This window comes from Neisseria lactamica, assembly GCF_901482445.1.
In the GTDB taxonomy this organism is placed as follows: domain Bacteria; phylum Pseudomonadota; class Gammaproteobacteria; order Burkholderiales; family Neisseriaceae; genus Neisseria; species Neisseria lactamica.
Genome location: NZ_LR590477.1, coordinates 328,399 through 348,012, shown reverse-complemented (window position 1 = coordinate 348,012; position 19,614 = coordinate 328,399). Strand labels below are relative to the sequence as shown.

Sequence of the window (19,614 nt, the reverse complement as noted above, 5' to 3'; positions counted from 1 at the left end):
TTTAAGCTCCTTAATAGATTGGTTTGAGAAATAATTGTGAATCGCTGGGCATTCTACCCCATACAAAATGATTTGTATAATTTATAGTTCAAATAATATAAATTATTTAAAACTATCGAATACAACTCTGGTTTGCTGTTTCCAATATATAAAGTCAAATTGGAGGAATACAAGCTGCAATGAGAAAATTTCCCGGCAACTGCACCCTTGCGCCGCAACTCAGGGCAAAATGCCGTCTGAAGGGCTTTCAGACGGCATTTGTTCATACGGTTCCGGCTTATTTCGCCAATTCGGCACGCAGTTTGCGGGTTACGTTCATCATCACTTGGAGTTGTTCCAGAGTTTCTTTCCAGCCGCGTGTTTTCAGGCCGCAGTCAGGATTCACCCACAGACGCTCAACCGGCACAACCTCGATGGCTTTACGCAACAGGTGCTCAACTTCGGCTTCAGTCGGTACGCGCGGGCTGTGAATGTCGTAAACGCCCGGGCCGATGTCGTTCGGGTATTTGAACTTGCCGAACGCGGTCAGGAGTTCCATATCGGAACGTGAAGTTTCGATAGTAATCACGTCGGCATCCATAGCTGCGATGGCCGGCAGGATGTCGTTGAACTCGGAGTAGCACATATGGGTGTGGATCTGAGTGCTGTCTTCACAACCGGCAGAGGACAGGCGGAAAGATTCGCCGGCCCAGTTCAGGTAGGCATCCCAATCGGCACGTTTCAAAGGCAGGCCTTCGCGGATGGCAGGTTCGTCGATTTGGATGACTTTGATGCCGGCTTTTTCCAGATCCAATACTTCGTCGTTCAGGGCCAGTGCGATTTGTTTGCACACGGTAGCGCGGGGAATATCGTTGCGGACGAAAGACCATTGCAGAATGGTTACAGGGCCGGTCAACATACCTTTCATCGGGCGTTTGGTCAGGCTTTGAGCGTAAGTGGACCAAGCCACGGTCATGGCTTCAGGACGGCTTACGTCACCGAAGATAATCGGTGGTTTAACGCAGCGTGAGCCGTAGCTTTGTACCCAGCCGTATTGGGTGAATGCAAAACCGCTCAACAGTTCGCCGAAGTATTCGACCATATCGTTACGCTCGGCTTCGCCGTGTACCAGTACGTCCAAGTCCAGTTTTTCTTGCTCTTCAACCACCAAGGCGATTTCTTTTTTCATCGCGGCTTCGTAATCGGCGGCAGACAGTTCGCCTTTTTTGAAGGCGGCGCGTGCCTGGCGGATTTCGGTAGTTTGCGGGAAAGAACCGATGTTGGTCGTCGGCAGCAGAGGCAGGTTCAACCATGCTTGTTGCGCTTTGATACGGTTGACAAATGGAGATTTGCGTTGGTCTGCGTTGGCAGGCAAATCGGCCAGGCGTTTGGCAACGTCTGCACGGTGGATTTCGCTGCTGTTGGCACGGGAGTCGGCGGCAGCTTGGCTGGCGGCCAGTTCTTCGGCAACAGAATCACGGCCTTCGTTCAATGCGGCTTTCAGAACGCGCAATTCTTGGGTTTTTTGCAGGGTAAATGCCAACCAAGAGTACAAATCGGGTTTGTTGGTTTTCAGTTTTTCTTCAACTGACAAGTCAAATGGAGTGTGCAGCAGAGAGCAAGAGCTGGAGATCCACAAACGCTCGCCCAGTTTGGCTTGCAGAGGCTCAACAGTTTCCAAAACTTTGTTCAGGTTGGCGCGCCAAATGTTGCGGCCGTCAATCACGCCGACAGACAGGACTTTGTCGTAGTCGGCAAATGCGTCCAGTTGCTCAGGGGCGCGTACCAAGTCGATGTGCAGACCGTCAACGAGCAGGGATTTCAGCAATGCGGCGTGTTCGGCAACAGAACCGAAGTAAGTGCCCAACAGGATTTTGGCGTTTACTTTGCTCAAAGTAGCGTAAACGTCTTTGTAGGCTTCCACCCATTCTTTAGGCAGATCGACAGCCAAAGCAGGCTCGTCGATTTGAATCCACTCGGCACCGGCCTCAACCAAAGCAGTCAGGATTTCAACGTAAACAGGCAGCAGTTTAGGCAACAGGCTCAGACGGTCGAATTCAACCGCACCTTTTTCCTTACCCACCCACAGGAAAGTCAACGGACCAACAACGGTCGGCTTGGCTTTCAAGCCCAAAGCTTGGGCTTCTTGCAGTTGTTGGACGTAGTGTTTGGCATTGGCTTTGAATTCGGTATCGGCGTGGAATTCAGGCACCAGATAGTGATAGTTGGTGTCGAACCATTTGGTCATTTCGATGGCGAATTGGTCTTTGTTGCCGCGCGCCAGTTGGAAGAATTGTTCCAAAGACAGGTTTTGGCTGTCGAAGCCGAAACGGGCGGGAATCGCGCCGGTAGCGACTTGCAAGTCGAGGATATGGTCGTAGAAAGTGAAATCGCCTACGGCAACGTAATCGGCGTTGGCAGCGGCTTGGTGTTTCCAGTTTTTCTCGCGCAAGTCTTTGGCAACAGCCAGCAATTCTTGCTCGCTGATTTCTTTGCGCCAGTATTTTTCTTGGGCGAATTTCAATTCACGGAAGGCGCCGACACGCGGGAAGCCTGAAAAATGTAATGTTGTCATACTAAACTCTCCAGTTGGATTTTGTAAGGACCGGTTCGATCCGAATCGGCCGGTATTGTAAATCAGAATGGCTCGGACGGGGCGGCGTTTTGCTTTTCAGACGGCCTCAAATGCCGTCTGAAGCCGTTTTCGGCTTTAAGGGCGCACGCCTAAAATATGGCAGATGGCGTAAGTCAGCTCGCTGCGGTTGAGCGTGTAGAAGTGGAAATCTTTCACGCCTTCGCGAGACAGGACTTTGACCATATCGATGGCGATACTTGCCGCAACCAGATTGCGCGTACCTTGGTCATCGTCCAAACCTTCATACATTTGCGACAGCCAGCTTGGGATTTTGACATTGGTCACTTGCGCCATTTTGCCCAGTTGTTTGAAATTGGTAACGGGCAGGATGCCGGGGACGATTTCCACATCGATGCCCAACATCACGCAGCGGTCGCGGAAGCGCAGGTAGCGTTCCACATCAAAGAAAAATTGGGTGATGACGTGGTTTGCGCCCGCATCGATTTTGCGTTTCAGATTAATCAGGTCGGCTTGTGCAGATTTCGCTTCGGGATGTACTTCGGGGTATGCTGCCACAGAGATGTCGAAGTCGGCGACGGAGCGTAATAGCTTAACCAAGTCTTCGGCATAAAACGGTTTTTTCTCGTAACCGGGCGGCTCGTCGCCGCGCAGGGCGACAATGCGGCGGATACCGCTGTCCCAATAATCTTTGGCAATTTGGCGCAATTCATCGGGAGAAGCGTCGATACCGGTCAGGTGAGGCGCGGCCTCCAAGCCGGTTTCCTGCTTGATGCGTTTGACGATGCCGTGCGTGCGGTCGCGTTCGCCGGAGTTGGCGCCGTAAGTTACGGATACGAACTTGGGATGCAGGGTTTGCAGACGGTGGATGGAATCCCACAGCATCGTTTCCATTTGTTCGTTTTTCGGCGGGAAAAATTCAAACGAAACGTTGATGTCGCCTTTCAAATCGGAAAGGCTGTTGTTTAACGCATTGATTTCTTTTGCGTAATTCATTGCTGTGTACCTTTTATTATCTTTTATATGATATTTCAGGCGACATAATAAAGTTGCACCGAATATGAGTCAATTTCAAAATTTTCAGGTTTATGATGAAAATTTTTAATATTTCGCAAAAACAATCTGCTTTTCTTGTACAAGCCTTCTAAATTATGATAAAGTTTGTTATGTTATAACACTTCAAATAAGGCGATATATGAAACCGAATATTCATCCTGACAATTACCGGACCGTCCTTTTTTTCGACAGCAGTGCCAATGAAGGCTGGCTGATTCGTTCTTGCGCCGAAACACACGGAAAAACGATGGTTTGGACAGACGGCAAAGAATATCCGCTGTTTTCGCTGGATACTTCTTCTGCATCCCATCCCGTCTATACCGGCAAACAGCGCAACGTCAATACCGAAGGCCGTGCCAGCAAGTTCAACCAACGTTTCCAATCCGTCATGTCATCGTTTAGAAAGGACAAATAATGCAGGTTCTGTCTTCACTCAAAACCGCCAAACAACGCCACCGCGACTGCCAAATCGTCAGGCGCAGGGGCAAAGTTTACGTCATCTGCAAAAGCAATCCGCGTTTTAAAGCGCGCCAACGCTGACCCCCTGCCCTTCCTGCTTCGGTTGTAAATCTCCTCCTGCCGCAAGCCCTTTTCAAAAAATGCCGTCTGAAACAGAAAAATAGCGTTTCAGACGGCATTTTTTTCCGTCAATACGAATCCGGAATGTGTTTGAAATACAGCATAAGCAGATACCAAAACAGCGTCGCGGCGGCCGCGCCGAGCAGCACCCGGGCACTGATTTCGGCGACTTCGCGCAGGGCGCGCTTTTGCCTGCGGCTGAAGAGGCGGTTGATAATCAGCGCGGCAAGTGCGAAAAAGAAAAAAATACGGAAAAGTCTGCCTATCATATCGGGAAGCGGGAAGCCGTCTGAAAAGTATGGTCCGTGTGCGGCGGTATGGGGGTCAAACGCGTCCGGCTGCCTGCCCGGCCGTGTCAAAAAGTCATACCGTTTGCGATATAATAACGCTTTTCGCCGCATTTGTTGGAACAGAATATGAGTCAAAACGCCTCGGTGGGCATTGTAACGCCCCAAAAAATTCCGTTTGAAATGCCGCTGGCTTTGGAAAACGGTAAAACTTTGCCGCGTTTCGATTTAATGATTGAAACTTATGGCAAACTGAATACACAAAAAAACAATGCGGTTTTAATCTGCCACGCGCTGTCGGGCAACCATCACGTTGCGGGCAGGCATTCGGCGGAGGACAAATATGCGGGTTGGTGGGACAATATGGTCGGTCCCGGCAAACCAATTGATACGGAACGATTTTTCGTGGTCGGTTTGAACAATCTGGGCGGCTGCGACGGCAGCAGCGGGCCTCTGTCGATCAACCCTGAAACCAACCAAGAATACGGCGCGGATTTTCCGGTGGTTACGGTGAAGGACTGGGTAAAATCCCAAGCCGCGCTTGCCGATTATCTCGGCATTGGACAATGGGCGGCGGTTGTCGGCGGCAGCTTGGGCGGTATGCAGGCCTTGCAGTGGACGATTTCCTATCCCGAGCGCGTGCGCCATGCTTTAGTGATTGCGTCTGCGCCGAAGCTGTCCACGCAAAATATCGCGTTTAACGATGTGGCGCGTCAGGCGATTTTGACCGACCCCGATTTCAACGAAGGACATTACCGCAGCCATAATACCGTTCCTGCACGGGGCTTGCGGATTGCCCGTATGATGGGGCACATCACCTATCTTGCCGAAGACGGTTTGGGCAAAAAATTCGGACGCGATTTGCGTTCCGACGGCTATCAATACGGCTATGGCGTTGAATTTGAAGTGGAATCCTATCTGCGCTATCAGGGCGACAAATTCGTCGGGCGGTTTGATGCCAACACCTACCTGCTGATGACCAAAGCTTTGGACTATTTCGATCCGGCGGCGGATTTCGGCAACAGCCTGACCCGCGCCGTGCAGGATGTGCAGGCAAAATTCTTTGTCGCCAGCTTCAGCACCGATTGGCGTTTCGCGCCCGAACGTTCGCACGAATTGGTCAAAGCCCTGATTGCCGCCCAAAAATCCGTGCAGTATATCGAGGTAAAATCCGCACACGGGCACGATGCCTTTTTGATGGAAGACGAAGCCTATATGCGCGCGGTCGCCGCCTATATGAACAACGTTTATAAGGAATGTCAGCAATGAACCTGCGCAATGATTTGCAACTGATTTACGACCGGATTCCCGAAGGCAGCCGCGTCTTGGACTTGGGCTGCGGCGACGGCGAATTGCTTGCCGCCTTGGTCGAACACAAAAAATGCAGCGGCTACGGCATCGAAATCGACACCGACAGCGTGATTGCCGCTATGTCGCGCGGCGTGAATGTGATCCAAGCCGATTTGGAAGAGGGTTTAACCGCATTCAACGATCAAAGTTTTGATGTGATTGTTTTGAGCCAGACCATCCAAGCGATGCAGAATACCGAAAAAATCCTGCGCTGCCTGATGCGCGTCGCCAAACAGGCGATTGTCAGCTTCCCGAATTTCGGCTACTGGCGCAACCGCGTCCAAATCGCACTCGGCGGTCATATGCCGGTTTCCGAACGCATGCCCTACCATTGGTATGACACGCCCAATATCCATTGGTGCACGCTCAAAGACTTTGATTTGTTGTGCGCCAAAAACAACATCCGCGTCCTCGAGCGCGCCGTGATGACGGGCAACAGACAGGTCAAACATTTCCCCAACCTGTTGGGCAGCCTGGCGTTTTACCGCGTCGGGTAAGACAGGTTGAGAACATTGTCGGCAATAACAGGTTCTTCGGTTCTATTAACAACAGGCCGTCTGAAAAATGAAACGGTAGGTTTTCAGACGGCCTCTTTAATACTGGAAACAATAGAATGAAAAACAAAACCTCATCACTTCTCTTATGGCTTACCGCAATCATGCTGACCGCGTGTTCTCCGAGCAAAGACGATAAAACCAAAGAAGTCGATGCATCCGCTGCTTCGTCCCCGGCATCCGCCGCTTCGTCTTCCGCGTCCCAATCCGATTTGCAACCGGCCGCATCCGCCCCTGATAACGTCAAGCAGGCAGAAAGCGCGCCGCCGTCAAATTGCACCGACCTGCACCCCGCCACCGGCATTGACGATCTTATGCAGCAAATCGCCGAACACATTGACTCGGACTGTCTGTTTGCCCTTTCCCATCACGAACTGGAAACCCGTTTCGGCTTACCCGGCGACTCTGACGACATACAGCGGCTGCTGTTTCCCGACATCCGCCCTGAAGATCCCGACTACCATCAGAAAATCATACTGGCAATTGAAGACTTGCGTTACGGAAAGCGCACGATCAGCCGGCAGGCACAAGATGCCTTGATGGAACAGGAACGCCGCCTCCGAGAAGCGACGCTGTTGCTGACACAGGGCAGCGAAGAAACCCGCGGGCAAGGCGAGGAGCCGAAACGCACGCGTTATTTTGAAGTTTCGGCAACCCCTGCCTATTCGAGCCGGCACAACAACGGTTTTGGCGGCAATTTCCAACACATCAGCCAATTGCCCGGCTATCTGAAAATACACGGAGAAATGCTTGAAAACCAATCACTCTTCCGGCTGTCCAACCGTGAACGCAATCCCGACAAACCGTTTTTAGACATCCATTTTGACGAAAATGGCAAAATCACGCGTATTGTCGTTTACGAAAAAAACATCTACTTCAATCCAAACTTGGGGCGAAGATAAAAAATGCCGTCTGAAACGTTTTCAGACGGCATTTTTCAATGCGGCAAATCAGGCGCGTTTGCGGAATTCGCCGGTGCGGGTGTCGATTTCGACTTTGTCGCCGTTTTCGATGTAAGACATCACTTGGATTTCAGTGCCCCCGACCAGGCGCGCGGTTTTCATCACTTTGCCTGAAGTATCGCCTTTGACGGCAGGCTCAGTGTATTCGACTTCGCGCACGATGATGGTAGGCAGTTCTACGGAGATAGGGTTGCCTTCATAGAAGGTAACTTCGCATTGGTCTTCCATACCGTCAACGATGAATTTCAACGCGTCGCCGATGTTGTCGGCTTCGATTTCGTATTGGTTGAATTCTTCGTCCATAAAGACGTACATCGGGTCGGCAAAGTAGCTGTACGTACAGTTCTTGCGGGACAGGATGACCACGTCGAATTTGTCGTCGGCTTTGTAAATGGTTTCGGAAGCCGCGCCGGTCAGCAGGTTTTTCAGTTTCATGCTGACTTTGGCGGAAGAGCGGCCGCCTTTGATGTATTCGGTTTTTTGAACGACCATAGGATCGTTGCCGACCATAAATACATTGCCGGCGCGCAGTTCTTGTGCTGTTTTCATTGTGATTTTCCAATCAAATCGGTTGTCGTAAAACGCGCTATTCTAGCGTATTTTTTGATGCTTTGAAACAAAGGCGGCGAGTTTTTCGGATGCGGACGGCTGCCCGAAAAGATAACGGCTCCAATCCTCCGCGCCTTGCCGCCAGCCGTTTTGGTGTTGTTGCAGGATTTGCCAACATTCGAGGCGTTGCGTGGCGGATAAAGCCTCTCCGCCGTTGAGGTCGTCTGAAAGGCGGCGGTGTGCCGAGGCGGTTTCGGGCGTGTAGAAACCGTGCGCCTTATCCCAAAAGGCGTGGAGTTTGTCGAGATGGACATTCTCATCTTGCGGGTAGATGTGCCAAAAAAAGGGTTTGCCGGCAAACTGGGTACGCACGAAACTGTCTTCGCCGCGGATGACGGCGCAGTCGGCGAGGTGCAGCAATTTGTCGAAGTCCTGTTGCGGCACGAAAGGAATCTTAACGAGGCGGACGGATGCCGTCTGAAAGACATCGCCGTCGTTTTGCAGGGCATCTTGCGGAATAACGCCGCTTTGTTTGAGGCTGTCGATAATTTGCGCCCCCGCCGGCAACAGGGTCATCGGGCTGCCTGCCTGTTGCCACATTTCCAGCCACTTTGCCCAAACATCGCTCCGATAGCCGAAAAGCAGCCATTCGGAGGCGTTTTTTTCGGGCAGCATCAGCCGCTCTCGCAGGGCTTCAGTATCGAAACGGACGGCATCTCGGTAATCGCGTTCGCGTATCAACCCGCCGCTTTTTTCGCTGAAACCCATAAACCAAAAATATTTTTGAACGCCCTCCTGCGGCGAAGGCATCAGGTGCAGCCTTTCATTGCTTTCTTCCGCGCTCAAATATTCCCAATTCAGCCAAAGCGGTTTGTGTCGGCGGATAATGTGCAACACATTCTCAGGCAGATCGCAGGCGAAAGTTTCGATGACGGCATCGGGAACAGGCGCGGTATCAATGTCTGCCGCATCGGAATGCCAAGTGCGGACATCAATATCCTGATGAACGCAGGGAACATCGGGCAAATCCGGGCAAAGCGCGCGCAAGGCGGACACATCGTCCGTCCACAAATGCACCTGCCAACCGAGCTCGCGGTGCAAAACACGGGCAAGCCGCCACGAAACGCCGATGTCGCCGAAATTGTCGATGACCTTGCAAAAAATCCAACAGACAGGAAAAGCGTGCGTATTCATAACCATCTGGAAAACAAGCTAAAACGCGCCGAAATAGTGGAACAAATACACAACCAGCAAAACAATCGGAACAAACAGAAACATAGTTTGACGTTTCAAATCAAACTCTTGTTTCAAATGATGCTTGATGGTGTCGAAAAGGACGAATTTGAACAAAAACGTCGCTTCGCAGGCAAGGATGATGCCGTTAATCAGATGCTGGGGTTTGTCTTCGGGCGGATTGGCGGCGAAAACGGCAAGCGTCGCCAAGGGTATCAGGCAGACGACAAGCCAGCGGACAAGCAGGTTTCGGGACATTGCAAGGCTTTCAAAAAAGCAAAACGCCATTATCGCCCCAAGCGCACGCCTTGTCTAACCGACGTATCGGCACAGGCTGCCGGCGATGCCGTCTGAAGCCTTGCCGCAGGAAAACGCGGTGCTGCCGCACCTTAAGGAAGATGGGGATTATGTAGAGCCGGTAATTGAATAGTGTATTAAAATAATTACGATATAATTTCACGGGTTCTGATAGTAAATAACAGATATTTGTTCAAAAAAAGATAGTTACAAATCGAAATTTTAGGAGGTACAGTATGTTAACGATAAGTGATATTCTCAATGACGATTTTGAATGGGACGAAGTCAAAATTGATGACGATGAATTTGAGAAATTAAGCACAGAGCTTATTATTGATTTTCTTAAGAAAAATACTCCGAAAGAAAGACAGCTATTAGCAATAAGTTGGAACTTTGATAATTCTAAAAAAGTAATCCAGTGGATAGTTGATCAGCCAGATACTGACAGAGGCACAATCCTTTATTTGTACTGGTACATGGCACCTGATTTTTATAAAGAGAACTGTGTGGACAGAAAAGAATGCGAAGAAAAATATTCATGGGGCTTAGAAGATTATGATATTTTAGATACCATTGAAACAAACTATCTTTCTGATTTTTATAATGATCAAATTTATGCATTTAATCCGGCTAACGATTTATATTCTGGAGGACATGATTGGACAAAAGGATATGACGATAGTAAAGCAAAATCAAAAATACCAGAAGTAATGTTTAAGGCGTTAGATGGTGAAATTCTTGAAAGTCCAGACTGGGATGAAGGAATTCCAGAAGCCCTTTCTGTAATTATGGACAAGCTTTACAACGCTTTGGATGAATAAAAAAGATAAATCCCAGTTTGTCGAGGTAATACCTTTTAACGATAACCTTAAGCTATCGTTAAAAAGTTCATGGATATGTTCCTACATACGAACGTAGCTACTTGACATACTTAGTGTTCACTCGTTAAATATACCTAGTGCGGACGTTCCCTGAAAAATCGGACACTGCCGCCGATGCCTGAGGACAAGGCTGCATCGGGCGTGGGCATATTGAAAACCCGGCGCATCGGTTTGAAATTTTATAAAGGCATACGGTAAACACGCCCCCTTGCCGTCGGCGTGCTTCTTCAAAGCAAAATATAAGGGCGGCGCGCTTTCCGCTATAATCCGCATTTTTCCAAACCCGAAACATTATGCCGATCCCGAAAGCCTTTGCCCTGCTCGGGCCGACCGCCTGCGGCAAAACCGCGCTCGCCCTCAAAATTGCCGAAACCCTGCCTGTCGAAATCATCAGCCTCGATTCCGCGCTGGTCTATACCGGTATGGACATCGGCACGGCAAAACCGTCCGCCTCCGAACGCGCCTTTGTCCCGCACCACCTTATCGACATCATTACGCCCGTTCAGACATACAGTGCCGCCCGTTTTGTCGCAGACTGCACGCGCTTGGTCGGGGAAATTTCCTCACGCGGCAGGTTTGCGCTGATTGTCGGCGGCACGATGATGTATTTCCGCGCCCTGACCCAAGGTTTGAACGATTTGCCCGAGGCCGATGCCTGCCTGCGTGCCGACTTGGACGAACAAAAACAAATGTACGGCTTGGATTTCCTCTACCGCACCCTGCAAAAAGCCGATCCCGAAACCGCATGCCGTCTGAAGCCGAACGACAGCCAGCGTATCGGACGCGCTTTGGAAGTTTATTATCTGACCGGCAAACCGATGAGCGAACACCTCGGCAGACAAAGCCCCCATACGCTCCCCTTCGATTTGCATACCGCCGCCCTGATTCCCGAAGACCGCGCCCGCCTGCACGAAAACATCGCCCTGCGTTTCCACCTGATGCTCGAACAGGGCTTTATCGGCGAAGTAGAAAACCTGCGCCTCCGCTATCCCGGCCTGACCGCCGACTCCCCCGCCATACGCTGCGTCGGCTACCGTCAGGCGTGGGAATATCTGGACGGAAAAACCGATTTCCCGGAATTTGTCGAAAAAGGCATTGCCGCCACGCGCCAACTTGCCAAACGCCAACTGACTTGGTTACGCAAAACACCTTTAGACTGCGTTGCCGACCCGTTTTCAGACGGCACTTCAGGCACGCGCCTGATTGAGGCGGCAAAACGGTTTTTCGGTGTATAAACTATGCTGACCACGCCGCCGCTCGCCCCCAAAACCGTCGCCGCCCTGCACAGGCTCGGTATCCGTACGCTCGAAGAACTGCGTCAAACCGGCGCGGTTCAAACCTTCTTGTTATTGAAGGCATCGGGTTTGACCCTCACGAAAAGCACGCTGTGGCAACTCGAGTCGCTGCTGGACGGCACGCCGCCGCAAGAAATGTCCCAAGCGCATAAAGCCCGCCTGCTTGCCGAGTTGAAAAACCATCCGCCCGTCGCCGCCTTTCCCCCGCAAGGCGAAATGGCGCATTTCATGGGTTTGGCATTGGAACAGGCAAAACTGTCCGCATTAATGGGCGAAATACCCGTCGGGGCAGTCATCGTTTCAGACGGCAAAATCATCGCATCGGCACACAACACCTGCATTGCCGACTGCAATGTCAGCCGCCACGCCGAAATCAACGCCTTGGCGCAGGCAGGCAGCGAAATGCAAAACTACCGCCTTGACGGATGCGACATATATATCACCCTCGAACCCTGTGCTATGTGCGCGTCCGCACTGATACAGGCACGAATCAGGCGCGTGATCTACGGTGCGGCAGAACCCAAAACCGGCGCGGCAGGCAGCATCGTCAACCTGTTTGCCGACAAACGCCTCAATACGCACACCGCCATACGGGGCGGAATCCTGCAAGAAGAATGCCGCGCCGTATTAAGCCGTTTTTTCCAAAACAAAAGAAAAGGTTGAAGCTATGACCGCCCTGCCCGTCATCCTCGCCCTCGCCCTGATAGCCGCCGGTACGGCGGGCATCGTTTACCCCGCCCTGCCCGGATTGGCATTGATGTTTGCCGGAACCTGGCTGCTCGCCTACTCCGGCGGCTACCAAATCTACGGCGCGGGCGTTTTGTGGACGGTCGGACTCATCAGCCTTGCCGGCATACTGACGGACTATATGGCAGGCATATGGGGGACAAAATATACCGGAGCGGGCAGGCTCGCCGTTCGAGGCGCATTGGCCGGCAGCATCATCGGCATATTTTTCTCCCTGCCCGGACTAATACTCGGCCCCTTTATCGGCGCGGCGGCAGGCGAACTCATCGACAGACGCAATATGCTTCAGGCAGGTAAAGCGGGCTTGGGTACACTGTTGGGACTTGTCGTCGGCACGGCGTTCAAAATCGGCTGCGCCGTATCCATCTTGTTTATCCTGTTGGTGAAATACATCGCCTACCTGTTTTAACCCCTTCAGACGGCATACCGGCAAATTGCTATAATGCCGTCCGAACCCTTTTCACAAAGCACCATCATGGCAAACCAAAGACCCATCTACGGCTTCCACGCCGTCAATGCCCGATTGTGGCAAAACCCCAAATCCATCGTCGAACTCTACATCCAAGAAGGCAAATCAGACGCACGCACGCGCGAAGTGTTGGAAAAGGCGGCAAACGAAAACATCCGCGTATATTTTGCCGATGCCGACCGCCTCAACGCCATCAGCAAAGGAGCGCGCCATCAGGGCGTAGTCGGATTTATCGATGCCTCCAAAAACCACGTCCACCTCGAAGACGTATTGGAAAACCTCAGCGAACCGCCGCTGTTGCTGATACTCGACGGCATCACCGATCCGCACAACCTCGGCGCGTGCCTACGTACCGCCGACGCAATGGGCGTACACGCCGTCATCGCGCCGAAAGACAAAAGCGCGGGGCTGAACGCCACCGTCAGCAAAGTCGCCTGCGGCGCGGCGGAAACCGTCCCCTACATCACCGTAACCAATCTCGCCCGCACCATGCGCGAGCTGAAAGAATACGGCATTTGGATCATCGGCACCGATATGGGCGGCGAGTCCGACCTTTACCATTGCAATCTGCCCGACAGCGCGGCGTGGGTAATGGGCAACGAAGGCGACGGTATGCGCCGCCTCACGCGCGAACACTGCGATATGCTGGTGTCCATACCCATGTTCGGTACAGTCGAAAGCATGAACGTTTCCGTGTCTGCCGGAATGGTATTAAGTGAAACCCGCCGGCAGCGCGTATTAAAAAACGAAAAAGCGTAAGCCTCAAAAACAATGCCGTCTGAAACAGGGATTCTGTTTCAGACGGCATTCGTTTTCAAAATCAGTGTTCCAAGTGATCGGTATCAAACTTGACCGCCGCCTCGGTTTTATCTTCGGGCAAGACCAAATTCAGCAAGACTGCCGTAATGCCGCCGGCGGAAATAGAGTTTTGGAACAAGACGGGCAGGTTTTTAAACACTTCCGGCTCAAACGCGACACCCAAGCCCAAACCGACCGACGTTGCCGCAATCACCGCCTCGCGCCTGCGGATGCCGTGGCTGACCAAAATCCGCACGCCCGCAATCGCAATCAAGCCGAACATCAAAACCATCGCGCCGCCTAAAACCGGACTCGGAATCGTCGTAAACGCGCGTCCGACAACGGGGAACAAACCCAACAGCACCAAAATCACGGCAATATATTTGCCCACATGGCGCGAAGCCACGCCGGTCATCTGAATCACGCCGTTGTTTTGCGCAAACGTCGTCAGCGGCAGCGAACCCAAAGCCGTCGCAATCACCGATACCAAGCCGTCCGCCAACACGCCGCCGCGCAAACGTTTGGTGTATTCCTCGCCTTCAATCGGCTGATCGGACACCATTGCCGTCGCCGTCAAATCGCCGACCGCCTCAAACACGCTCAACAGGAAAATCGCACCCGCCACAATAAATGCGTGCCAGTCAAAAGCAAAACCATATTTAAACGGTACGGGCAGCGTAACCGGCGGCAGGTTTTGCAGCGCGGAAAAATCCACCTTGCCCAAAAACAGCGCGACGATGTAGCCGGCAATCAGCCCGACCGCGATGCCGCTCATCCGCAACAGCGGGTTTTTCATGCAGTTGAACACCAACACAATCAGCAACACCAGCGATGCCAGCCCCAAGTTTTCCATCGAGCCGAACGTGCCGTCCGCCTTCGCGCCGAAGCCGCCGCCGAAATCGGTAATGCCGACGTGTACCAAACTCAGACCAATCAGCATCACGACCACGCCGCTGACCGTCGGCGTAATCACTTTTTTCAAATACGGCAGAAGCCACGCCGAGAAACACACCAAAAACGCGCCGACAAACGATACGCCCAAGAGCGTCGAAATCATCGCATCCTTAGTCAAACCGCCCTCTTTCATCCCCGCGCCCAGCGCAATCATGACGGTAACGAACGAGAAATTCACCGACTGGATGGACAGCATCCCCGAACCGACCGGCCCGAAACGGTTGACCTGCAAATAAGTGCCGACACCCGACGCAACCATCGCCATCGACACGAGATACGCCGTCATCTCCACCGGCAGTTCCAGCGCGCCGCCCACAATCAGCGCGGGCGTAATCATCGGCACGAAAATCGCCAAAAGATGGGTAACCGCGCTCAACAGCGCATTGCCGAACGGCGGCCTATCCTCCAAACCGTACACCAAATCAGGCGCATCCGCCCCTTTTCCCATATGACCGCTCATAATGTTTCCTTGCTTCAAATGTTGAAAAAACCAAAGCGCGGATTGTAGCGAATCCGCCATACCGCTTCAATTTCGATTTCGGACGGCATACGCGCCCGTCCGGCAAACAGATTCCGAACCGTCGCCGCCGGAATATCGTTTGCAAAACTCAATAACCTGATTTCAAACACAAAAATACAAACCCGACGCATCCGCCGTCAAGCCGCCCCGCTCATCCCGGACCCGCCGGATTTCACACCTGCGGTAAAGTAGGCTACAATCGGAAGCATTACCGCCCCCTACACCACAACTGATAAAAGGTTCTGTATGTTACAAGGTAGCCTGGTTGCCCTGATTACCCCGATGAATCAAGACGGCAGCATCCATTACGAACAACTCCGCGACTTAATCGACTGGCACATTGAAAACGGCACGGACGGCATCGTCGCCGTCGGCACGACAGGCGAATCCGCCACGCTTTCCGTAGAAGAACACACAAGCGTCATCGAAGAAACAGTCAAACACGTTGCCAAACGCGTCCCCGTCATCGCCGGCACGGGCGCGAACAACACCGTCGAAGCCGTCGCGCTTTCGCAAGCCGCCGAAAAAGCCGGCGCGGACTACACCCTCTCCGTCGTCCCCTATTACAATAAGCCCTCCCAAGAAGGCATTTACCGCCATTTCAAAACCATCGCCGAAGCCGCCTCGATTCCGATGATCATCTACAACGTGCCCGGCAGAACCGTCGTCAGCATGAACAACGAAACCATCCTGCGCCTTGCCGAAATCCCCAACATCGTCGGTGTGAAAGAAGCCGGCGGCAACATCGGCAGCAACATCGAACTCATCAACCGTGCGCCCGAAGGCTTCGTCGTTCTTTCCGGCGACGACCACACCGCCCTGCCGTTTATGCTCTGCGGCGGACACGGCGTGATTACCGTAGCCGCCAACGCCGCCCCGAAACTCTTTGCCGATATGTGCCGTGCCGCGTTGCAAGGCGATATCGCCCTCGCACGCGAGCTCAACGACCGGCTGATTCCGATTTACGACACCATGTTCTGCGAACCCAGTCCCGCCGCACCGAAATGGGCGGTATCCGCCTTGGGCAGATGCGAACCGCACGTCCGCCTGCCGCTCGTTCCGCTGACCGAAGACGGACAGGCAAAAGTCCGCGCCGCCCTGAAAGCCTCGGGACAACTCTAAATACAGCTATGCCGCCTGAACCGTTCAGACGGCATAACGCAACAAACACTTTAATATCCATCACACAGGATGACACGATGACCCATATCAAACCCGTCATTGCCGCACTCGCACTCATCGGGCTTGCCGCCTGCTCCGGCAGCAAAACCGAACAGCCCAAGCTCGACTACCAAAGCCAGTCGCACCGCCTGATCAAACTCGAAGTTCCCCCCGACTTAAACAACCCCGACCAAGGCGACCTCTACCGCCTGCCTGCCGGTTCGGGAGCCGTCCGCGCCAGCGATTTGGAACAACGCCGCACCCCCGCCGTCCAACAGCCTGCCGATGCCGAGGTATTGAAAAGCGTCAAAGGTGTCCGCCTCGAGCGCGACGGCAGCCAACGCTGGCTCGTTGTCGACGGCAAGTCTCCTGCCGAAATCTGGCCGCTCCTGAAAGCCTTTTGGCAGGAAAACGGCTTCGACATCAAATCCGAAGAACCGGCCATCGGGCAAATGGAAACCGAATGGGCGGAAAACCGCGCCAAAATCCCGCAAGACAGCATCCGCCGCCTCTTCGACAAAGTCGGCTTGGGCGGCATCTACTCCACCGGCGAACGCGACAAGTTCATCATCCGCATCGAACAGGGTCAAAACGGCGTTTCCGACATCTTCTTCACCCACAAAGCCATGAAAGAAGTGTACGGCGGCAAAGACAAAGACACGACCGTATGGCAGCCCTCCCCGTCCGATCCCAACCTCGAAGCCGCTTTCCTGACGCGCTTTATGCAATATTTGGGCGTTGACGGACAGCAGGCGGAAAACGCATCGGCAAAAAACCCGACCCTTCCCGCCGCAAACGAAATGGCGCGTATCGAAGGCAAAAGCCTGATTGTCTTTGGCGACTACGGCAGAAACTGGCGGCGCACCGCGCTCGCCCTCGACCGCATCGGGCTGACCGTCGTCGGTCAAAACACCGAACGCCACGCCTTCCTGGTTCAAAAAGCCCCGAACGAAAGCAATGCAGTTACCGAACAAAAACCCGGCCTGTTCAAACGCCTGCTGGGCAAAGGCAAAGCGGAGAAACCTGCCGAACAGCCGGAACTGATTGTCTATGCCGAGCCTGTCGCCGACGGCTCGCGCATCGTCCTGCTCAACAAAGACGGCAGCGCATATGCCGGAAAAGACGCATCCGCACTGTTGGGCAAACTCCATTCCGAACTGCGTTAAACCGTTCAAAACAAAAGCAGCTTCCAAACGGAAGCTGCTTTTTTGTGCGGAACTTTTTACAACAACCGAGGAAAAATATCCTCAACCGCCTGAACCAACGCATCCGCCAAAGGCGGATCGAACGCACAATGCCCTGCCTGAACCACCCTCAATTCCGCTTCGGGAAAGGCTTTCGACAGCTCCCACGCACTCTGCATCGGCGTACACAAATCATACCGCCCCTGCACGATAACGGTCGGGATATGCCGTATTTTGCCGATATTGTTCAAAATCGCCTTATCGTCCTGCAACCAGCCGCCGTTGACAAAATAATGGTTTTCCAAACGCGCAATCGACAGTGAGGCATAAGCATCTTCATCCACATCCTCCGGCTCGAAACGGATCAGATAGCTTTCCCAATCCGCCCAAGCCTTCGCGGCAGACAGGCACACTTCTTCATCTTGATGAAACAGCAATCCGTGATACGCCTCAATCAGCCGGTTCCGCCGATTTTCAGCAATCGGCGCGACAAATTTTTGCCATTGTTCCGGATAAATCCGGCTCACACCGCCCGCCTCGTTCAGCCACGCCGTTTCAGACGGCCTGCACAAAAATATCCCGCGCAATACCAATCCTTTTACCCGTTCCGGATGGGTTTGGGCATAAGCCAGCGACAAAGTGCTGCCCCACGAACCGCCGAACACCAGCCATTTTTCAATACCCAGCATTTCACGGACTTTTTCAATATCCGCCACCAAATCCCAAGTCGTATTGTCTTCCGCACAAGCATACGGGCGCGAACGTCCGCAACCGCGCTGGTCGATGATGACGATGCGGAACACATCGGGATTGAAAAAACCCCGACATTCAGGCGAAGCCCCCGCGCCCGGCCCGCCGTGTAAAAAAATGACCGGCACACCGTCGGGATTGCCCGACTCTTCCCAATAAATTTGATGAATTTCAGACACCTGCAAGTATCCGCTATGAAAAGGCTGTTTTATTTCATACATCATCTTCTCCCATATTGCTTCTGACAATCCGAACATCCCGACACGCAACATCACGCACGAGACACAAGCCGCCCCGAAAGGCAGATGCCGAAAAATCGCGATAAAAACCATCAATCGGAAAATATTGCATAAACAGGCGGAAATATATCATTTAAAAGAAAACCCATACAATGTCTGACAGAAACAAGCCTCTTTGCCATTATTTCCTAACAGTTAAACCCCCACCCTTCAAGGCGGCGGGTCGGCCTTGTTTCAAAATGGCGCAAGCCCTTTCCGGAAGCTGCAACGCGCAGGATTAAACCATAATGGCGGCTTTCTTATTGTTTCTTATTGAAACATCGCCCCAAACCCGATACAATCCGCCCTTGAACCATCAGTGAAAATCGTTCTCTTTTAATCAGTTAAACCGAATACGGAGCCGAAAATGAATCCAGCCCCCAAAAAAACCCTTCTCTTCTCTTCTCTTCTCTTCTCTTCTCTTCTCTTCTCTTCCGCAGCGCAGGCGGCAAGTGAAGACAATGGCCGCGGCCCGTATGTGCAGGCAGATTTAACTTACGCTTCCGAACTGATTTCTCGAGACTATCCTAAAGCAACCGATACCAAATTTGACAAAAACATCCATACGCATTCCATCCACCCCCGAGTGTCGGTCGGCTACGATTTCGGCGGCTGGAGGATAGCGGCAGATTATGCCCGTTACAGAAAATGGTACAACAATAAAAACTCCGTCCAAATCAAAGAAATAAATAACGTTCCACCTAACAGGAAAGACCTGAAGACAGAAAATCAGGAAAACGGTACATTCCACGCCATCTCATCGCTCGGTTTGTCCGCCGTTTACGATTTCGATACCGGTTCCCGCTTCAAACCCTATGCAGGCGTGCGCGTCAGCTACGGACACGTCAGACACAGCATCGATTCAACTAAAAAAACAACTGAAGTTGTTACAACTGCCGGTAGCAATGGAGCAGCAGATACAGTACTGCCTGGGGCAAGTACGCAAAACGCCTATCACGAAAGCCACAGCATCCGCCGCGTGGGCTTCGGCGCAGTGGCAGGCGTAGGCATAGACATCACGCCCAACCTAACCTTGGACACCGGATACCGCTACCACTACTGGGGACACCTGGAAAACACCCGCTTCAAAACCCACGAAGCCTCATTGGGCGTGCGCTACCGCTTCTGATTCCCCAAT

At 52.6% G+C, this 19,614-nt stretch carries 21 protein-coding genes and 1 pseudogene; 13 read left to right on the top strand and 9 right to left on the bottom strand.

What is annotated here, in order from left to right:
• Positions 1-277: 277 nt before the first annotated feature.
• Complete coding sequence (metE, locus tag FGL10_RS02015) at positions 278-2,554, bottom strand: 5-methyltetrahydropteroyltriglutamate--homocysteine S-methyltransferase (protein WP_036475011.1); 2,277 nt, start codon at positions 2,552-2,554, stop codon at positions 278-280.
• A 135-nt stretch (positions 2,555-2,689) separates the two neighbouring features.
• Positions 2,690-3,568, bottom strand: coding sequence for a methylenetetrahydrofolate reductase (gene metF / locus FGL10_RS02010; protein ID WP_002217399.1), 879 nt, complete (start codon positions 3,566-3,568; stop codon positions 2,690-2,692).
• Between the two features lie 199 nt (positions 3,569-3,767).
• Here metF and FGL10_RS02005 point away from each other — a divergent pair, with 199 nt between their 5' ends.
• Together FGL10_RS02005 and ykgO are read left to right on the top strand one after the other, a co-directional pair.
• Entirely contained in the window at positions 3,768-4,043 is a 276-nt protein-coding gene (locus tag FGL10_RS02005) for a type B 50S ribosomal protein L31 (protein WP_002217400.1), read from the top strand.
• A complete protein-coding gene (gene ykgO / locus FGL10_RS02000) occupies positions 4,043-4,168 on the top strand; it encodes a type B 50S ribosomal protein L36 (RefSeq protein ID WP_002213788.1) in 126 nt (41 codons plus the stop codon). Before FGL10_RS02005 ends, ykgO begins: the two co-directional genes overlap by 1 nt.
• 107 nt (positions 4,169-4,275) lie before the next feature.
• Here ykgO and FGL10_RS11935 read toward each other — a convergent pair whose 3' ends face one another.
• A complete protein-coding gene (locus tag FGL10_RS11935; protein WP_036469955.1) occupies positions 4,276-4,476 on the bottom strand; it encodes a protein MIGRI in 201 nt (66 codons plus the stop codon).
• A gap of 147 nt (positions 4,477-4,623) precedes the next feature.
• Between FGL10_RS11935 and metX the strand changes: the two genes are divergently transcribed.
• From metX to FGL10_RS01980, 3 genes are all read left to right on the top strand, one after another.
• Positions 4,624-5,763, top strand: coding sequence for a homoserine O-succinyltransferase MetX (gene metX / locus FGL10_RS01990; protein ID WP_036469929.1), 1,140 nt, complete (start codon positions 4,624-4,626; stop codon positions 5,761-5,763).
• Positions 5,760-6,341 carry a methionine biosynthesis protein MetW gene (gene metW / locus FGL10_RS01985; RefSeq protein WP_003709789.1) on the top strand — a complete coding sequence of 194 codons (582 nt, stop codon included), beginning with the start codon at positions 5,760-5,762 and terminating at the stop codon, positions 6,339-6,341. The genes metX and metW overlap by 4 nt, the downstream gene beginning before the upstream one ends.
• Positions 6,342-6,457: 116 nt before the next feature.
• Positions 6,458-7,300, top strand: coding sequence for an NMB0938 family lipoprotein (locus tag FGL10_RS01980; protein ID WP_003709788.1), 843 nt, complete (start codon positions 6,458-6,460; stop codon positions 7,298-7,300).
• 48 nt (positions 7,301-7,348) lie between these two features.
• Here the strand turns inward: FGL10_RS01980 and efp are convergent, their stop codons facing one another.
• Genes efp through FGL10_RS01965 form a run of 3 tightly spaced genes read right to left on the bottom strand, consistent with a single transcriptional unit; the run spans position 7,349 to position 9,400 of the window.
• The gene (efp, locus tag FGL10_RS01975) at positions 7,349-7,909 is read right to left on the bottom strand and encodes an elongation factor P (RefSeq protein WP_002219406.1); all 561 of its coding nucleotides are present in this window, start codon (positions 7,907-7,909) and stop codon (positions 7,349-7,351) included.
• A 42-nt stretch (positions 7,910-7,951) separates the two neighbouring features.
• A complete protein-coding gene (gene earP / locus FGL10_RS01970) occupies positions 7,952-9,103 on the bottom strand; it encodes an elongation factor P maturation arginine rhamnosyltransferase EarP (RefSeq protein WP_036469953.1) in 1,152 nt (383 codons plus the stop codon).
• 18 nt (positions 9,104-9,121) lie between these two features.
• Entirely contained in the window at positions 9,122-9,400 is a 279-nt protein-coding gene (locus tag FGL10_RS01965; protein ID WP_003709785.1) for a hypothetical protein, read from the bottom strand.
• Between the two features lie 275 nt (positions 9,401-9,675).
• On the opposite strand from FGL10_RS01965, the gene FGL10_RS01960 reads away from it, so the two are divergent.
• From FGL10_RS01960 to rlmB, 5 genes are all read left to right on the top strand, one after another.
• Positions 9,676-10,260: a DUF4274 domain-containing protein gene (locus tag FGL10_RS01960; RefSeq protein ID WP_003709781.1), complete on the top strand. Its 585-nt coding sequence runs from the start codon at positions 9,676-9,678 to the stop codon at positions 10,258-10,260.
• Positions 10,261-10,613: 353 nt separating this feature from the next.
• A complete protein-coding gene (miaA, locus tag FGL10_RS01950; protein ID WP_003709778.1) occupies positions 10,614-11,555 on the top strand; it encodes a tRNA (adenosine(37)-N6)-dimethylallyltransferase MiaA in 942 nt (313 codons plus the stop codon).
• A gap of 3 nt (positions 11,556-11,558) precedes the next feature.
• Positions 11,559-12,278: a tRNA adenosine(34) deaminase TadA gene (gene tadA / locus FGL10_RS01945; protein WP_003709776.1), complete on the top strand. Its 720-nt coding sequence runs from the start codon at positions 11,559-11,561 to the stop codon at positions 12,276-12,278.
• Between the two features lie 4 nt (positions 12,279-12,282).
• A complete protein-coding gene (locus tag FGL10_RS01940) occupies positions 12,283-12,771 on the top strand; it encodes a DUF456 domain-containing protein (protein WP_003709774.1) in 489 nt (162 codons plus the stop codon).
• Between the two features lie 66 nt (positions 12,772-12,837).
• Entirely contained in the window at positions 12,838-13,590 is a 753-nt protein-coding gene (rlmB, locus tag FGL10_RS01935) for a 23S rRNA (guanosine(2251)-2'-O)-methyltransferase RlmB (RefSeq protein ID WP_036469951.1), read from the top strand.
• Positions 13,591-13,651: 61 nt separating this feature from the next.
• Here the strand turns inward: rlmB and FGL10_RS01930 are convergent, their stop codons facing one another.
• Positions 13,652-15,043, bottom strand: coding sequence for a nucleobase:cation symporter-2 family protein (locus FGL10_RS01930; RefSeq protein ID WP_003712262.1), 1,392 nt, complete (start codon positions 15,041-15,043; stop codon positions 13,652-13,654).
• A gap of 14 nt (positions 15,044-15,057) precedes the next feature.
• Positions 15,058-15,312, bottom strand: a pseudogene (locus FGL10_RS01925) (hypothetical protein).
• Between the two features lie 37 nt (positions 15,313-15,349).
• Between FGL10_RS01925 and dapA the strand changes: the two are divergent.
• A complete protein-coding gene (dapA, locus tag FGL10_RS01920) occupies positions 15,350-16,225 on the top strand; it encodes a 4-hydroxy-tetrahydrodipicolinate synthase (RefSeq protein WP_003709767.1) in 876 nt (291 codons plus the stop codon).
• A gap of 8 nt (positions 16,226-16,233) precedes the next feature.
• Positions 16,234-17,430, top strand: a complete 1,197-nt coding sequence (locus FGL10_RS01915; protein WP_003709765.1) for an NlpB/DapX family lipoprotein — start codon at positions 16,234-16,236, stop codon at positions 17,428-17,430.
• A 56-nt stretch (positions 17,431-17,486) separates the two neighbouring features.
• Here the strand turns inward: FGL10_RS01915 and pip are convergent, their stop codons facing one another.
• Positions 17,487-18,419, bottom strand: a complete 933-nt coding sequence (gene pip, locus FGL10_RS01910; RefSeq protein WP_036469948.1) for a prolyl aminopeptidase — start codon at positions 18,417-18,419, stop codon at positions 17,487-17,489.
• A gap of 424 nt (positions 18,420-18,843) precedes the next feature.
• Between pip and FGL10_RS01900 the strand changes: the two genes are divergently transcribed.
• Entirely contained in the window at positions 18,844-19,605 is a 762-nt protein-coding gene (locus FGL10_RS01900; protein ID WP_080718806.1) for an opacity family porin, read from the top strand.
• Positions 19,606-19,614 lie beyond the last annotated feature (9 nt).